General features: G+C 41.7%; 14 protein-coding genes. 8 read left to right on the top strand and 6 right to left on the bottom strand.

The genetic code is table 11. From position 1 onward, the window contains the following. Positions 1-39 precede the first annotated feature (39 nt). Both ACXAH9_RS06795 and pgi read left to right on the top strand, forming a co-directional pair. Entirely contained in the window at positions 40-1050 is a 1011-nt protein-coding gene (locus ACXAH9_RS06795; RefSeq protein WP_474894099.1) for a calcium/sodium antiporter, read from the top strand. A gap of 12 nt (positions 1051-1062) precedes the next feature. Continuing rightward, the gene (gene pgi / locus ACXAH9_RS06790) at positions 1063-2652 is read left to right on the top strand and encodes a glucose-6-phosphate isomerase (protein WP_474894098.1); all 1590 of its coding nucleotides are present in this window, start codon (positions 1063-1065) and stop codon (positions 2650-2652) included. On the opposite strand, the gene ACXAH9_RS06785 is transcribed toward pgi, so the two are convergent. Then, positions 2631-3365 carry a TrmH family RNA methyltransferase gene (locus ACXAH9_RS06785; RefSeq protein ID WP_474894097.1) on the bottom strand — a complete coding sequence of 245 codons (735 nt, stop codon included), beginning with the start codon at positions 3363-3365 and terminating at the stop codon, positions 2631-2633. The genes pgi and ACXAH9_RS06785 overlap by 22 nt on opposite strands. A gap of 5 nt (positions 3366-3370) precedes the next feature. On the opposite strand from ACXAH9_RS06785, the gene tamL reads away from it, so the two are divergent. Then, the gene (gene tamL, locus ACXAH9_RS06780) at positions 3371-5893 is read left to right on the top strand and encodes a translocation and assembly module lipoprotein TamL (protein ID WP_474894096.1); all 2523 of its coding nucleotides are present in this window, start codon (positions 3371-3373) and stop codon (positions 5891-5893) included. Further along, positions 5894-6790, top strand: a complete 897-nt coding sequence (gene hemF / locus ACXAH9_RS06775) for an oxygen-dependent coproporphyrinogen oxidase (RefSeq protein WP_474894095.1) — start codon at positions 5894-5896, stop codon at positions 6788-6790. Positions 6791-6798: 8 nt separating this feature from the next. Here the strand turns inward: hemF and ACXAH9_RS06770 are convergent, their stop codons facing one another. Both ACXAH9_RS06770 and ACXAH9_RS06765 read right to left on the bottom strand, forming a co-directional pair. Further along, on the bottom strand, positions 6799-7503 hold the full coding sequence (locus ACXAH9_RS06770; protein WP_349563290.1) for a LytR/AlgR family response regulator transcription factor: 705 nt from the start codon (positions 7501-7503) through the stop codon (positions 6799-6801). Further along, positions 7504-8085 (bottom strand): riboflavin synthase, encoded by a 582-nt coding sequence (locus tag ACXAH9_RS06765; RefSeq protein ID WP_474894094.1) that lies wholly within the window; start codon positions 8083-8085, stop codon positions 7504-7506. A 23-nt stretch (positions 8086-8108) separates the two neighbouring features. On the opposite strand from ACXAH9_RS06765, the gene ACXAH9_RS06760 reads away from it, so the two are divergent. The 3 genes from ACXAH9_RS06760 (at position 8109) to ACXAH9_RS06750 (ending at position 10010) form a co-directional block, all read left to right on the top strand. Then, positions 8109-8774 (top strand): protein-L-isoaspartate(D-aspartate) O-methyltransferase, encoded by a 666-nt coding sequence (locus ACXAH9_RS06760; RefSeq protein ID WP_474894203.1) that lies wholly within the window; start codon positions 8109-8111, stop codon positions 8772-8774. Between the two features lie 12 nt (positions 8775-8786). After that, positions 8787-9308, top strand: a complete 522-nt coding sequence (locus ACXAH9_RS06755; RefSeq protein WP_474894093.1) for an acyl-CoA thioesterase — start codon at positions 8787-8789, stop codon at positions 9306-9308. 135 nt (positions 9309-9443) lie between these two features. Further along, the gene (locus ACXAH9_RS06750) at positions 9444-10010 is read left to right on the top strand and encodes a hypothetical protein (protein ID WP_474894092.1); all 567 of its coding nucleotides are present in this window, start codon (positions 9444-9446) and stop codon (positions 10008-10010) included. Positions 10011-10194: 184 nt separating this feature from the next. Here the strand turns inward: ACXAH9_RS06750 and ACXAH9_RS06745 are convergent, their stop codons facing one another. From ACXAH9_RS06745 to alaS, 3 genes are read right to left on the bottom strand one after another with little or no spacing between them, the layout of a single operon-like run. Next, on the bottom strand, positions 10195-11301 hold the full coding sequence (locus ACXAH9_RS06745; protein ID WP_474894091.1) for a TlpA family protein disulfide reductase: 1107 nt from the start codon (positions 11299-11301) through the stop codon (positions 10195-10197). Between the two features lie 9 nt (positions 11302-11310). Beyond that, positions 11311-12765: an Asp-tRNA(Asn)/Glu-tRNA(Gln) amidotransferase subunit GatB gene (gene gatB, locus ACXAH9_RS06740; RefSeq protein ID WP_474894090.1), complete on the bottom strand. Its 1455-nt coding sequence runs from the start codon at positions 12763-12765 to the stop codon at positions 11311-11313. Further along, positions 12765-15380, bottom strand: a complete 2616-nt coding sequence (alaS, locus tag ACXAH9_RS06735) for an alanine--tRNA ligase (RefSeq protein WP_474894089.1) — start codon at positions 15378-15380, stop codon at positions 12765-12767. The genes gatB and alaS overlap by 1 nt, the downstream gene beginning before the upstream one ends. Positions 15381-15519: 139 nt before the next feature. Between alaS and ACXAH9_RS06730 the strand changes: the two genes are divergently transcribed. Then, positions 15520-16503 carry a M23 family metallopeptidase gene (locus ACXAH9_RS06730; protein WP_349563301.1) on the top strand — a complete coding sequence of 328 codons (984 nt, stop codon included), beginning with the start codon at positions 15520-15522 and terminating at the stop codon, positions 16501-16503. Position 16504: the final 1 nt, after the last annotated feature.

Genomic DNA, 16504 nt, shown 5'->3' with positions numbered 1-16504 from the left:
CATCTAAACAGTGAGTCACCAATCTAACCGAAAACTAAATTGAGTAGCATAGCATTAAATTTTTTGCTTGTAGTCGTAGGGTTTGTTCTCCTTATAAAAGGAGCGGATTACCTGGTAAATGGAGCCTCATCCTTAGCTAAACGTTTCAATGTTTCTGATATAGCTATTGGTCTAACTGTGGTTGCTATGGGTACCTCAGCTCCAGAGCTAGTGGTAAACATTATTTCCGGCTCAGTTACTGACGTAGATAGTGGTGCAAACGAAGTGGTCTTTGGCAACATTATCGGATCTAATATTTTCAACATCTTCCTCATCCTGGGGATTTCTGCTGTTATATATCCACTCACTGTAGAAAGGAATGCCCTGTGGAAAGAAGTACCGTATTCATTGCTTGCTACCTTCATTTTCTTCATCCTGGTCAATGACGTTCTTTTCTTTGATGCGGACAAAAACAGTCTGGACGTAAAAGATGGAATTATTTTGTTGATCATGTTTGTCCTCTTCCTGGTTTACATTTTTATGAACTTAAGCAGGAATCCCGAGGCAGAGATCGCAGAAGATATTGAGATACACGGAAGCTTAAAAACGACCGTGATGATTGTATTGGGTATTGTGGGGTTGGTATTTGGTGGCAATCTGATTGTTGAAAATGCAGTTACAATCGCCAAATTTTTTAAAGTAAGTGATAAAATGATCGGTCTAACGATTCTTGCGGCTGGCACCTCGCTCCCTGAGCTAGCTACTTCAGCCGTAGCTGCATTCCATAAAAAATCAGACCTTGCTGTTGGTAATATTGTTGGATCCAATATTTTCAACCTGTTGCTTGTATTAGGCGCTACATCTGTAGTGCATGCACCTCTCGTATACACAGCTTCACTCAATACGGATCTTTACATCGTAATGCTTGGCACGTTTATGTTATTCATATTCATGTTTACACTAAACAAGTTCAAGCTGGATCGTGCAGAGGGGATGGTGTATCTGATTGGCTTCATAGCTTATTCATATTACCTTTTTGTCAGAGAAAATATCCTTCCGGGGTTATTCTAAAAACCAAATATCATGCTACCAAAAATTGACCCAACGACTACCAAGTCATGGGCGAAACTTAGTGAATATGCTAATCAAAAAATCAGCATAAATGAGCTGGTTGATAATCCTTCGCATCTGGATAAATTCACCTTCAAATTCAATGATTTCTATTTCGATTTCTCGAAAAACGAAGTTTCAGAGAGTACAATGAGTGAACTGTTTACTCTTGCAAGGGAATGTAACCTTACAGATGCCATCCAAGCTATGTTTGATGGTAAGGAGATCAATGAGACTGAGGGTAGATCTGTTCACCATGTAGCACTTAGAGAACAGAGTAAACCTGAAGTTGTTAAAGAGCTGGAAAAGGTCAGGTTATTTACTCAAAAACTTCATAATGGTGAGTGGAAAGGATTTTCAGACAAACCCATAACCGATGTGGTGAACATTGGTATCGGTGGCTCTGACCTGGGGCCCAAGATGGTTTCCTATGCATTAAGACCATACTGGAAAAAGATTACTCCTCACTTCATCTCCAATGTAGATGCAGCACAAATGGTTGAGACATTGGGAAATCTAAATCCGGAAACCACGCTTTTTATAATCGCCTCAAAAACATTCACAACACAAGAGACCATCACCAATGCACTTTCAGCTAAAAGTTGGTTTTTAGAAAATGGTGGCGGCTCAGACAACATCAGCAAGCATTTTGTAGCAGTGAGTACGAATGAATCTGCTGTAAACGAATTTGGAATTGACAGTCAAAACATGTTTGAGTTTTGGGATTGGGTCGGTGGCAGATACTCACTATGGTCTGTTATCGGGCTTTCGATAGCCTGCACTGTTGGTTACGATCATTTTGAAGAGCTGCTTCAAGGTGCTCATGAAATGGATCTGCATTTCAAAAACACTAAACTTGATGAAAATCTACCTGTCATCTCTGCGCTTCTTGGTATTTGGTACAATAACTTTCGAGGATATGATTCTTTGGCTATCCTCCCATACGATCATCGATTGAGGTATCTGCCTTCCTACCTACAACAAGTGGATATGGAGAGTAATGGTAAATACATCAATCGATCAGGTAAAAATGTAAATTATCAGACCGGACCCATTATATGGGGAGAGCCGGGCACTAATGGCCAACATGCTTTTTACCAACTTATCCATCAGGGCACTAAGATTATTCCTTGTGAATTCATAGGTATAGCGAAACCTGCACATGCGCATACCGACCATCACGAGAAATTGCTTGCTAACTTCTTTGCTCAATCGGAAGCTCTTTTAACAGGCAAATCAAAAGATCAGGTAATAGATGAAGCAGGCAAAGATGCCAGCGATATCTTGGTCAACTCTAAAATTTTCGAAGGCAACAGACCTTCTACGAGCATCCTTATCAAAGAATTAACACCGAAGAATCTTGGATCCTTGATAGCTTACTACGAGCATCGCGTTTTTGTTCAGGGTGTGATCTGGAATATTTTCAGTTTTGATCAATGGGGTGTTGAGCTTGGTAAGCAGCTTTCCAAACCAATACTGAGGGAGATCAAGGAAGGAAAAGAAGGGAATCACGATCCTTCCACAAATGCATTGATGAAAAACTATCTGGACATGCGCAAGTGACCAGCTATGATCCCGGTCGCAATGCCAACATTCAATGACTCTGCTACCCCAAAACGTGGAACGGTTATGCGTGCTTCCATATTTTGGAGCGTAATCGGGCTCACTCCATGAGACTCACTCCCCATGACAATAACTAAAGGTTCTTTCTGATTTATCTGGTCAAGTGGATTTCCATCCATATCTGCCGCAAAGACGCGTAGCTTATTCTTTTGAAAGAAATCTTCCAGTTCACATGATACCACTTTAATGCGTGTAAAAGATCCCATTGTGCTATTTATCACCTTAGGATGATAGAACTCTGCACAATCCGAAGAACAGACCAACTGATCAAAACCAAACCAATCCAGTGTTCGTATGATCGTTCCGACATTGCCTGGATCACCTACCCCATCAAGAACGAAAATGTGATCATTAAAAGAAAGGGTATCTAAATCGTATGATTTGGTTCTGGCAACCGCAAGCGCATCTTCATTTGTTTTAAACGTACCCAGCTGCTGCAGTATTTCTGCTGTCACGATTTCATTTCGATGATCTCCGGATTTTAGATTTAACGAAAAAAAATCCTCAGTTCCGAGAATCATTTCGATATCAAAATCAGATTTGAGCAACTCTTGCACATTTTTTGCACCTTCAATCAAAAAGCATTTCTCACGCATGCGGTACTTCTTAACTTTGAGCGATTTTATAAATTTCTGTTCCTTCCTAGAGAGCATTTGATTTGAAGCGACTTTTTAGACTAAGCCAAATATCAGTATTCGCAGGCATTTTTCTTACATCATGCCTGGGTTCAAAGTTTTTAAAGGACGATCAACATCTTCTCGCTAAGCAAAAAATAGATGGATTGTCCGGAGCGCTGGAGGATGATGTCAAAGGGTTATATGAACAAGAAGCTAATAGCCGCATCCTTTTTGGGTATTATCCTTTCACTCACCTTGCTCACTTATACAAGCTTGGAGAAAATGGCTGGATCTTTCCAGGGTACAGCCAACAAAAGGCTATTGCAAAAAGAGATTCCCTGGAGGCTAAGTATGATCGAAAAATTGCTGCAGCTACCTCAGATAAGAGAAGGCAAAAGCTGAGAAATAAGAAAGCAAAAAAATACGATAAGAAGAATAGAAAAGTGAAGCAAGGCAACCAGCTGATGAGATGGGGTGAGCCTTTAGCCATCTATAATCATGTGAGCACCAACTTAACGGCAGAGAAAATCGATCAGTATCTGGATTCTAAAGGATACTTTGATGCCACGATTAAGATCGACACAGCTACCTATGATAGTTTAGGGATGATTGGTAAAGCGGGTAGGGATATTAGAAACTGGGTTAGTGGTTGGTTTGGAGAAAAGGATCGGTACATCAATCTGGAGTATGAAATAGAATTAAATGATCGCTATGTAATTGATTCCATTCAATATAACATCAAAGACACAGTACTTCAGGCCCTGATATTTGAAAACATCGAAGACTCGCCTTTGAAAAAGGGCTATTATGATCAGGACGTTTTGAGTCAGGAACGGGACTTCATATATGACCTGGCTGTAAACAACGGGTACTATGAATTCTCAAAACAATATGTAGGTTTTCAGATAGACTCTATGCAGTTAGGAAAAGACACTTTGATTGTTAGAGAAGTGATCAAAAATCCACCCGGAGAAAATAAGCACAAGATATTCTACTTAGACTCCATTGTTTTTGTAACTGACGCAAGTGTGAGCGAATCTTTTGATCGAACTCAGGAAAAGTATCGAGACATTACATTCAGCTTTGCCCGAAACAGGTATTCCAAGAAAGTGCTTGAATGGCGAGTGCCATTAGAGCAGGATGATCCTTACAGCCGAGACCTGACGATTGAAACACAAAGACAGCTTTCTTATCTGGATAATTTCAAGTTTATCAATATCAATTATGATACAACGGGCAATTACTTTGTAGCAAACATCTTCACCTCACCATTTGATAAATATCAGACTTCCAGTGAGTTCGGTTTCTCAAGGACGCAAGGCAGACCCGGCCCATTTGTTAACATCAACCTAAAAAACAGAAACACTTTCCGCACCTTAGAAATACTGAGCTTTGATGCAAATGCTAAGCTAGAAGACTTAAGATCAGTCCGTCAAGAGTCTGAGTTTGACGGCAATTACACCTCTCGTCAATTTGGTGCTGAAGCAGCGATTACATTCCCACAATTTCTATTCCCACTCGGGTCTTATTACAAAAACAAAATCGGTCGATTTAATCCCAAAACCAGACTTTCATTAGGTTTTTCATTTGAAGATCGAGTAACAGAGTATAGAAGAGCAACTTACAGAGGAACATGGACATACAGCTGGCAAGTTCGTGATCAGATCCGGTATCGATTAACTCCCATTGAACTTAGTCTAACAAATACGACGATTACTGGTGATGAATTTGAAGAGTTTCTGGACAGTCTACGACTTGAAAACAATCCATATGCATTAGCTTTTGAATCTGCTGTGGTTACAAGTACCGCATTCCAGCTAGATTTAAGCCTTGGAAATTATGCTTTAAATCAAGACGGAGCATTTGTTCGTCTTAATGCCGAGCTTGGAGGCAATCTGGTGAATGTAGTAGGTAAATCCTTCTTTGGGGACAGTCTGGAGACTTATCAATACGCAAAAACACAGATCGATCTGAGAAAGATTGAACGTCTAACAAGAAACACCAACCTGGCCGCCCGACTAAACGTGGGTCTTGCCTATCCATATGGAGACAATAAATCCATGCCTTATGAAAAATATTTCTTTGCGGGGGGTAGTAGTAGTATTCGGGCATGGAAACCACGAAGACTTGGTCCGGGGGCTTATGGAGTCTTTGAAGAAGATGGGGATGGCAACCCAACGGACGTTGTTGATTACTCAAATGAGCAGCGGGGGGAGTTGATCATCGAATCAAGTGTAGAGTTGCGACAGGATTTGGTTGGCTTTCTGGAAGGGGCGGTATTCATTGATGCAGGAAACATTTGGCAGGTGAGAAACTCACTGGTGGGTGAAGATGCGGAAGGAGATGACGGAGTTTTCCACTTTGATAACTTCATAAGTGAAATGGCAGTAGGAACCGGAGTTGGGTTGCGCTTTGACCTCCAGTTTCTTGTATTTCGAGTAGATCTGGGAATGAAACTTATAGATCCTGCTCAAAAACGCGGAGAGCGATTTGTTGGCAATGAAATCTTTTCCAACTTCGGAAGAAACACAGAAATTAATATTGGTATAGGATATCCTTTCTAAATGGAGATAACAAAAGAAGAAATAGCGGAGTGGTTTCAGGAATTACAAGATTCAATTTGCAATTCGCTTGAACTGCTTGATGGTAAATCAACGTTTCAGGAAGATCAGTGGAGCAGACCGGAAGGTGGTGGAGGAAGATCGCGAGTAATAAAGAATGGAGACCTCATTGAAAAAGGTGGAGTAAATTTCTCAGCAGTTGCCGGCCCTACGCCTGATAAAATCCTGAAAGCTTTGAACCTACCAGAAGCTGAGTTTTTCGCCACAGGTGTTTCCATTGTTTTGCACCCGCAAAATCCGTGGGTTCCAATCATCCACATGAACGTGCGCTACTTCGAAATGAGTAATGGGGTCTGGTGGTTTGGAGGCGGTATTGACCTTACACCTCATTATGTGATTCCCGAAAAAGCAAAAAACTTCCATAATCTCCTGAAAGACACGTGTGATCAATACGATAAAGACTTTTATCCAAAATTTAAGCAATGGGCTGATGATTACTTCTTTGTGAAACACCGAGACGAAACCCGGGGGATTGGCGGTATTTTCTTTGACCGACTAGCTGATAAAGAGGGCCGATCGAAAGAACAGCAGTGGAACTTTGTGAAAGATGTTGGTGAAACCTTTATCCCTGCCTACACTGATGCAGTGAAAGATCTAAGAGATAAACAATGGTCGGAATCAGAGAAAATCTGGCAGAAAATCAGACGTGGCAGGTACGTAGAGTTCAATCTGGTGCATGACAAAGGGACCAAATTCGGACTTGACACTAATGGTAGAACAGAATCCATTCTGATGAGTCTGCCTCCTGAAGCCAACTGGGAGTACGATCATCAGCCATCTTCGAACCTAGAAAAAGAAACCCTTTCACTCCTTAAAAAAGGAATTGACTGGGTTTCGTAAAGTTTTTATTACAGTAAGTTGAATTTATCCATCAAAGACTCCTTGTAAGAGGCACCAATGGAAAAGGTCTTCTCTCCAATGTGCACTTGCAAGTCTTCGATTTTATCAATCTTGTTTCTATTGATGATGTAGCTTCTGTGTACACGACTGAAGATACTTTCAGGCAAGCGCTTCTCGATACCCTTCATGGTATGGTGCACGATGTGTTTCTTACCAGCAGCGGTATTGAAGATCACATAATCTGCCAATGCTTCAACAAATAGAATATTATCATAGCTGAGTCTGAATAGTTTACCATCACTTTTAACATAGATATGATCCTCTTGCTCTGCGATTGCCTTCTCCTTCTCAAGGTTTTCTTTTACCTTGTTCACCGCCTTCATGAAGCGTTCATACTCCACAGGCTTCACAAGGTAGTCGGCTACTGAATCCTCAAATGCCTCAATGGCATACTCTTTTTTGGATGTAACCAAAATCACATTGTACGCATGCTGTAGATCTTTTACCAACTCCAGGCCACTCATTCCAGGCATTTCTATGTCCAGGAATACGATATCTACATCGTTGGCACTTTCACCCAAGAGTATGTCATGCGCCTCCTGGGTGTTGTCCAGATCGTGCGTCATCACAAGGGTGTCAGTTTTGTCTATAAATTTTTTGATTACCAGACGCGACATCTTGTCGTCATCCACTACCATGCAATTGAGAGCCATTTAATTTTTATTTAACATTAGGTGAATATACTTTCCGATAATATCAAATTCAATATTTACCGTGCTACCAACTGCCAGCTGATTGAAGTTGGTATGTTCAAATGTATATGGAATTATTGCTACAGAAAAGATTTTTTTTTCAACGTTAAAGCAAGTTAGGCTGGTACCGTTGATACAAATGCTTCCTTTTTCTACTACCAGCCCCTCTTTTTCCAGCTCAAAAGTAAATACCCAGCTACCTGCTTCGTCCGCAATTTTCTTCACAATAGCTGTTGTATCCACATGCCCCTGCACGATATGACCATCAAACCGTCCATCAGCTTTCATACACCTTTCCAGGTTCACTTGTGAATCTACCTCCAAAGCTCCGAGATTTGATTTTTTTATTGTTTCGTCAATGGCCGTCACCCAGTGCTTCCCTCCTTCTACTTTGGTGACTGTTAAGCAAACACCGTTGTGAGACACGCTCTGATCAATTTTTAGCTCATCAGAAACTGTAGATGAGATGGCGAAATGCACATTCGTCCCCTCCTTAGAGATTTCTTCTACTTTCCCTACTGTTTCAACTATTCCTGTAAACACGCTGATTAAATTTAAGGCTCAAAATAAGTGAATTGGAAGATACCTACAAGCATAAGGGATTGCGGAAGCAATTGGTTCTGGGAATTGCCAAAAAAGGAATCAAAGACAAGAGAGTCTTGCATGCCATAAACAAGATTCCACGCCACTTTTTCTTTGATAAAATATTTGATGTTCATGCATACGAGGATAAAGCCTTTCCAATCGATGCAGGTCAAACCATCAGTCAGCCCTACACAGTTGCATTTCAAACACAGCTACTTCAGATAAAACCGGGTGACAAAATTCTGGAAATAGGAACTGGCTCAGGATACCAGGCTTGTGTATTGGTGGAAATGGGAGCAAAAGTGTACACCATTGAATACCAGAAAAAACTCTATCAAAAGGCTATTCGGTTTTTACCTAAGATAGGTTACCAACCCCATATGTACCAGGGAGATGGGTCCAAGGGGTTGCCTCGCTTCGCGCCCTATGATGGGATCATTGTCACGGCAGGTGCTCCCACTGTACCTGAGGAGCTAATCCAGCAACTAAAGATTGGAGGAAGATTAGTTATTCCTGTCGGGAACAATGACATACAATCTATGGTTTTGATCCAGAAAGTGGACGAAAACAAAATAAAAAAGAAACAATTCGACCATTTTAGCTTCGTACCTTTGCGTGGAGAAAGAGGGTGGAGAGATAAAAAGTAAAGCAAGAACTCAATGAAAAAAGTAAAAAACTGCAAGGACTCCTACGTAACCATGACTGAGCTGGTCCTTCCTAATGACACCAATGGGCTGAACAACCTCATGGGAGGCCGCCTGATGCACTGGATGGACATAGCTGCAGCAATAGCCGCACAGAAGCATTCCAATCGAATTGTAGTAACTGCCTCGGTCGATAATATTTCGTTTTCTGAACCCATCCGTATTGGGAACACGGTCACCATAACCGCTTTCGTTACCCGGGCGTTTAGCTCATCCATGGAAGTGTACCTGGAAGTAACTGCTGAGGACATTCCGGCAGACAAAAAAGTGCATACAAATAGAGCATTCTTCACATTCGTAGCGGTGGACCAATCGGGTAAGCCAATCGATATTCCACAATTGGAGCCTGAGACAGAGTTTGAAAAAGAATTGTACGATGGTGCTCTGCGGAGAAGACAGTTAAGGCTCGTTCTTGGAAAACGTATGAAACCAAGCGAAGCCAAGGAGTTAAAGTCTATCTTTGATATGGAAGACTGATACGCTCAAAATTGATTTGTCATTTCGACGATCCTGCCAAGGGTAGGTTAGGAGAAATCTTTAAATTGAGCTTCAGTGCTCATTTGGAAAAGATATCTCACTGCGTTCGATATGACATCTAATTTTATATAGTTGATGGAAAAAGAACATCTGCACTTATTAATTCACGAAGAAATCTTCCGACTGCCCGAAGATGAGGTAATTGCTGATAAGGTAGAGTTGGAAGAAACAGCAAGTACCGATGTAGCAGAAGAGGTGCAGGAGTCGAACCAGGTAGCTGAGCCAGTATCAAAGCTAGAAGAAACCGAGACCAAACAAACAAATCCAGAAACTCAAGAAAAGCCAAAAGAGGGACACCATCAGGAGTCCCCTCACATTCCGCATCACGATCTGCCGGACTCCAAACCTTTACCGTTTGCTGTATTCCATACTAGTCATGATCCTGGAGAGAATGAGCTACTTCACAAGATCATAGATGCATGTAAGATTCCGAAAAGTGACTACAAGATTTTCAGCAATGGATTTGATCAATCAGTAAAGTTCAAAAAAGCGCTGGTCTTTGTTCCGGAAGCCAAAGCCTTCTACACCCCTATTCCATACAAAGGCAGTGAATTTCTTTGCTCTAAGCCCTTATCCGTTCTAGCCGCAGACGTAAATGAAAAAGCTAAGCTCTGGGGAGCACTTCAAAAGTTTGTGATATAAAAACGGCAAATAGAAAATAAGCAGAGTCATGGATACTTTGAAAATCTCCTTGTTATCTCTAGAGTTGAAACAGACAGGAGTTTAGTGGTGATAGGTTTCATACCTATTTGTCAAACAATGGTTTAACAACCCCAAAATCCCTCCTGCTTAACAACAGATTGATCTCGCCTGGTAAATGATTGAGTTACCCAAAAATCTCCTTAAGCTTAGCCTCTAAGCTCGCACCTCTTAGGTTTTTAGCGATGATCTTTCCTTCTGGATCAATCAGGAAGGTGGCAGGAATAGCATTCACCTGGTAGTCGATTGCTGCCTGACTTCTCCAGTACTTTAAGTCTGAAACATGTAACCATGGAAGTCCATCCTGTTCAATAGCTCCTAACCATTTTTCTCTGGTTCGGTCTAGCGATACCCCAAGGATTTCAAAATTTTCAGCGGAGTATTCATTGTACACACGAACCACATTTGGATTTTCCGCCCTACATGGTCGACACCAGGCTGCCCAAAAATCGATCAAGACATATTTTCCACGCAGAGAACTAAGTTTAATTATTTCACCCTCTGGATTTTCAAGTGCAATTTCCGGTGCTTCTTTACCTATGGCCAGACTTTTCTTAGTTGCCACTTGTGACAAAAGGCTTTCCACATGAAAGTTTTCAGGCATCTCAGCCTGAAGTTCCGTGGCTATAGAATCAATGAACTCAAAATTTTGCGTCGCATCAATCATTTGCAAACCGTAAAATGCTGCTAACGAAGGACTCGCCTCACGAATTAGTGCTTTTAGCTCTGCTTCGGTTTTCTTTGCGACATCCATCATTTGGAATTGTGCCGTCTGAAAGGCTTGTGCATCGTTATTAGCTCTGGCCTGACGCTGAGCCTGCTGCATACCCTGTACCTTTACACGATACTCCTGCATCATGGCATCAATCTGATTTTTATATTCTGTGTCATAAGATCCCGACACTTCTGAAAAACCTCTCGGATCATTGCCCTGAGCATTCAAAACGACTTCATCCTCCTCACCTGTCAGGATTAAGGAAATGATCTGCTTGCCATTGAAATTTACCCGGAAAAAAGCCGGCTTTTCAATTTTCATGTATTCTGAGAAATCTCCATTAGAATCTACATTTAAGGTGTCGAATGGTTCAATACCATTTTCGCCCACACGTTCGACATAAGCAAATCCTCCTGCAGGAAACTGTTCAACATTTCCGGTTAGTTTGACTCCCTCCTGTGCCTGATCACTACAACCAAACAACCCAACAATAAATCCTAAAATCAATATATGCTTCATGATCACTTTTTAGTTCTGTTCCTCCAACGCTTGTCGTAAAAGTTCGTTCGTTTTTTTTGGATCTGCTGACCCCTGTGTTTGTTTCATTACCTCACCCATGAACATCCCGATCAAGTTTTTCTTCCCACTCTGGTAGGCCTTTACCTTTTCCGGATGCTGTCCCAACACCTCCAAAATTACATCGGAAATATCGTCCTGGCTGACCTGTTCTAAACCAAGTTCCGTAATCGCATCAGCCACCAGCTTATTCGAATGTTCAATTAAAAACGGAAATACCTGCTTGTTAGCCATCGATGGATTGATTTTTCCATCTTCAATTGCATTTACCAAATCCGCAAGCTGCACAGCTGACAAAGGCATTTCCATATCTTCCGTTTCCTGTTCATTCAAGATGGATTTAACAGGCCCCATCAACCAATTGGCAACTTGTTTATAATGGCCGGTCTTTTGGCATACTTCCACAAAGAAGTCGACAACTCGCTTTTCCTGACAAAGGACATTCGCATCATAATCGGGAAGCCCAAACACATTGGTCAATGTCTCTCTCATCACTTGGGGAGTAGGTGGCATTTCTTCTCGAATCTGTGCCAACCATTCATCCGAAACTGTGAACGGACTCAAATCAGGCTCTGGGAAGTATCGGTAGTCATTTAGCTCTTCCTTGGTTCTCATACCGGATGTTAATCCCGAGTTAGCGTCAAAAAGTCGGGTCTCTGAAATGATTTCTTCACCGGCATCCAGCAAGCTTACCTGTCGTTCAAACTCATGTTTAATGGCTCTGCCCACATTTCTGATAGAATTCATATTCTTAACCTCTACCTTCTTCCCTAGGTCACTTTCTCCATTTTTTTTAACAGAAATGTTGGCATCACACCGTAATGAACCTTGCTCCATGTTACCGTCACAGATTTCCAGGTAGCGAACCATACTTCTAATTTCAGTTAGAAAAGTCATGGCCTGTTCAGCCGATCCAATACAAGGCTCGGTCACCAATTCAATCAAGGGGACTCCAGCCCGATTCAAATCGATCAATGAATCTTCATCATCCTGATCATGCATGGATTTTCCAGCGTCTTCCTCCAGGTGAATGCGGTTGAGCTGAATGTCAACATTTTTTCCATCTTTTAGTGTGATTGGCACAGTACCACCAACACAAATAGGTGTACGATCCTGTGTGGTCTGAAATCCTTTTGGCAGGTCTGGATAGAAATAGTTTTTACGATCAAAAATGCAGTGCCGGGTAATTTTCGATTGACAAGCTAAACCCATGCGAATAGCATACTCCACCGCTTTCTTATTGAGCAAAGGCATGGTGCCTGGGTGAGCCAGTGTAATCACACTCACGTTCCTGTTCGGTTCCTCTCCAAAAGCTGTAGAATCTGCTGCAAATAACTTGCTTTCAGTTAAAAGCTGAATATGTACTTCCAGCCCGACAACTACCTGATATGTATCCTGGTTATTCATTAAGAAGCCTCAACCAACTCTTTCCCAATCTTCAATGCCTCATCCAGACCGGAAAGATCTTTACCTCCAGCAGTGGCATAGAATGGCTGTCCACCACCTCCTCCTTTGATGGCAGCTGCCATCTTTCGAATGATTTCGTTAGCGTTCATACCGTTTTTCACCAGGTCATCTGCAAGCATCACGGTGAGCATGGGTTTGTCGTTGATATTGGCGGCTATTAATAGCACAAGATTACTCACTTCTCTTTTTAGATCAAATGCCACCTGCTTCATACTATCTGCAGATGGAAAATCGCCTTTATAAGTGATGAGCTTCTTACCATTGATTTCTTTCGCATCATTTTTCAGCGTATTCTTGATCTGCCCGGCCTGCTGCTGATTCATCTCGTCGATCTTCTTCTGGTTTGCCAGATTTTCCTTGACGAGGTTCTCAACTGTTTTCTTCAGATCTTTCGGGTTCTTCAGCATTTCCTCCAGCTCAGAGATTAGCTGTAATTTTTTTTGATAGTACTTTTCTGCTTCCACAGAAGTCACCGCCTCTACACGTCTCACACCTGCTGCACTCGACCCCTCACTTACAATCTTGAATAGGCCTATGTTTCCCGTTCGAGTCACGTGCGTTCCTCCACAGAGCTCCACTGAATACTCGGGATCGAATGTAATCACACGCACAAAGTCCCCGTATTTCTCACCAAAAAGTGCCATCGCACCCATCTCCTGTGCTTCGCTTATTGGGATGTTCTTTTTTTCATCCAGTTGAATATTTTCACGAATCTTTCGATTGACAATCTGCTCCACCTCAGCAATTTCCTCATCAGTCATCTTTGCAAAGTGGGAGAAGTCAAATCGAAGAATTGTATCATTCACCAATGAACCCTTTTGCTGTACATGATCTCCCAATACTTGTCGTAAAGCAGCATGCAGCAAATGAGTGGCAGAGTGATTATTCTCTGTCAATCGACGCTTGCTTTCATTTACCACAGCTTTCACTTCCCCCTCCAATGAAGCCGGTAGTTTCTTGGTGAAATGAACAATGAGATCATTCTCCTTTTTCGTATCAACCACTTCGATCTTCTCTTCACCAAATTGCACGTATCCGGTATCTCCAACCTGGCCTCCACTTTCGGCATAGAATGGAGTAGTTTCCAATACAATTTGATACTGCGTCTTGTTTTTTTGCTTTACCTCACGGTAACGAAGTACTTTGGTCGTCGACTGAGTTTCGGTGTAACCAACAAATGTGACGTCATCACCTTCATTGACTACTGACCAATCTCCGGTTGTCTGTTTTCCTGCGCTCTTGGATCGGTTCTTCTGAACTTCCATTTCTTTTTGAAAGCCAGCCTCATCCACCTCCATATCATTCTCCCTGGCAATCAGTGCCGTTAAATCCAGAGGGAATCCATACGTATCATACAGTTCAAAGGCAGTAGAACCTTCGATTACTTTTGAGTCGCCTGAAGTGATCGTATCAAGCTTTTTCAGTCCATTATCTAGTGTTCGAAGGAATGACAACTCCTCTTCTTTGATCACTTTCGCTATGAAATCTTTCTGTTCGGTCAATTCAGGGAATACTCCGTCAAACTGATTCACCAGGATTTCCAGAAGTTCATGTAGGAATGGCTCCTTGAACCCAAGAAATGTATATCCATATCGTACTGCACGTCGCAAAATTCTTCGGATCACATAACCAGCTTTGTTATTACTTGGGAGCTGACCGTCTGCGATGGTGAACGCAATCGCTCTAATATGATCAGAGATTACCCGAATAGCAATATCCGTCTTTTCATCTGATCCATACTTCACTCCTGCTTTTTTTGCTACCCATTGAATAAGTGGCTGAAAAACATCCGTATCATAGTTGGATTGCTTGCCTTGTATCGCCATGGCCAGTCGCTCAAAGCCCATGCCTGTATCTACGTGTTTCTCAGGCAGGTTTTCCAAAGATCCATTCGCTAGTCTGTTGTATTGAATAAATACCAGGTTCCAGATTTCCACCACCTGAGGATGATCCTGATTTACCAGATCTTTTCCCGGTACTTTATCCACCTCGCTTTGCGGTCTCAAATCAATATGAAGCTCGGAGCACGGTCCACACGGTCCGGTATCACCCATTTCCCAGAAGTTGTCCTTTTTGCTCCCATTAAGTACTCTATCCTCCGGAAGGTGTTTCATCCAAAATTTCTTTGCCTCACTATCCTGATCCAGATTTTCTGAAGAATCACCTTCAAAAATGGTCGCATAGAATCGTTCCTTTGGTAATTTGAATTTATCTGTAAGTAATTCCCATGCCCAGTCTATGGCCTCTTCCTTGAAATAATCACCAAATGACCAGTTTCCCAGCATTTCAAACATGGTATGGTGATAGGTATCAATGCCTACTTCCTCCAGATCATTGTGTTTTCCGGAGACTCGAAGACATTTTTGAGTATCTGCCACTCGTTTATTTTCGGCAACCTTATTGCCCAAAAAGAAGTCTTTAAACTGGTTCATGCCCGCATTTGTGAACATGAGCGTAGGATCATTTTGTACCACTATTGGCGCAGAAGGCACTATTTTGTGTTTTTTACTTTCGAAAAATTCAAGGAAAGTGCTCCGTATTGATTTGGAATCCATTTAGGATAAAAAAATTAGAATGTTACTGTAAAATCTTGCAATTATGAAAAAATATCAATTATCCGTAAATTGCAGCGGTAATTTGTAAACCACCGAATAAACTGATTTTACAAAATTACGACAATTACCCTATCAACCCATGGCTAAAATTAAGTACTACTATGACACAGAATCTTGCCGGTACGAGCGGATAAAAGTCTCTTCCTGGGACATTGTGCTCAACCTGCTTGGTTTCCTTGTAGTTTCTTCAATTATTGGATTAGGAATCTTTTTTGTGACAGATCACTACTTTGAATCACCAGCAAAGGCGTCACTGCGAAAAGAGAATGAAGAACTAAAACTTTACTACGAACTTCTTGAAAAAGATTTGGAAGAAGCAAACGAAATGCTTGCTGTACTGGAAGAGCGTGATGATGATATCTACCGTGTGGTATTTGGTGTAGAACCAATTCCAGATGAAATCAGATCAGCGGGTGTTGGTGGATCCAACAGATATCGTGAATTATTGGAAAAAGGATTGAAACGTGAGGAGCTGATTTTATCCAATATGCAGCGTATCGACAAGCTGAAAAAGCAGATGTACATTCAGACCAAATCGTATGACGATATTGTAGAAATGGCTAAGAATAAGGAAGCCCTGCTTGCCAGCATGCCAGCTATTCAGCCTGTTTCTAACAAAGAATTGAAACGTCTGGCTTCTGGGTTTGGCTATCGAATGCACCCCATCTACAAAGTAAGAAAGATGCATACAGGAACTGATTTCTCCTTACCAACAGGCACACCGGTTTATGCAACTGGAGATGGAACGATCGCTTATACTAAGACAAGATTTGGTGGATACGGAAAACATATCAAAATCAATCATGGATTTGGATATCAAACATTGTATGCTCACCTGAGCGAATTCCTGGTTAAGCCTGGACAAAAAGTGAAAAGAGGTCAGGTGATCGGATATTCCGGAAATACCGGAGGGTCCACTGCACCACACCTTCACTATGAGGTAATCAAAGACAATAAGAAAGTGAACCCGGTTAATTTCTTCTATCAGGATTTAAGTGATGAAGAATATGCTGAGATTTTGAGACTATCATCTCTTGAGAATCAATCAATGGGTAATTACTAGT

The sequence above is a fragment of the Ekhidna sp. ABH4_415 genome (genome assembly GCF_056161305.1).
The sequence above is the reverse complement of the archived record's forward strand: the minus strand, read 5'-3'. Positions and strand labels throughout refer to the sequence as shown.

Coding starts and splice junctions, on each gene's coding strand:
- pgi (WP_474894098.1), top strand. CDS start 1,063: ATGCTACCAAAAATTGACCCAACGACTACCAAGTCATGGGCGAAACTT.
- ACXAH9_RS06785 (WP_474894097.1), bottom strand. CDS start 3,365: ATGCTCTCTAGGAAGGAACAGAAATTTATAAAATCGCTCAAAGTTAAG.
- hemF (WP_474894095.1), top strand. CDS start 5,894: ATGGAGATAACAAAAGAAGAAATAGCGGAGTGGTTTCAGGAATTACAA.
- ACXAH9_RS06770 (WP_349563290.1), bottom strand. CDS start 7,503: ATGGCTCTCAATTGCATGGTAGTGGATGACGACAAGATGTCGCGTCTG.
- ACXAH9_RS06755 (WP_474894093.1), top strand. CDS start 8,787: ATGAAAAAAGTAAAAAACTGCAAGGACTCCTACGTAACCATGACTGAG.
- ACXAH9_RS06750 (WP_474894092.1), top strand. CDS start 9,444: ATGGAAAAAGAACATCTGCACTTATTAATTCACGAAGAAATCTTCCGA.
- ACXAH9_RS06745 (WP_474894091.1), bottom strand. CDS start 11,301: ATGAAGCATATATTGATTTTAGGATTTATTGTTGGGTTGTTTGGTTGT.
- gatB (WP_474894090.1), bottom strand. CDS start 12,765: ATGAATAACCAGGATACATATCAGGTAGTTGTCGGGCTGGAAGTACAT.
- alaS (WP_474894089.1), bottom strand. CDS start 15,380: ATGGATTCCAAATCAATACGGAGCACTTTCCTTGAATTTTTCGAAAGT.
- ACXAH9_RS06730 (WP_349563301.1), top strand. CDS start 15,520: ATGGCTAAAATTAAGTACTACTATGACACAGAATCTTGCCGGTACGAG.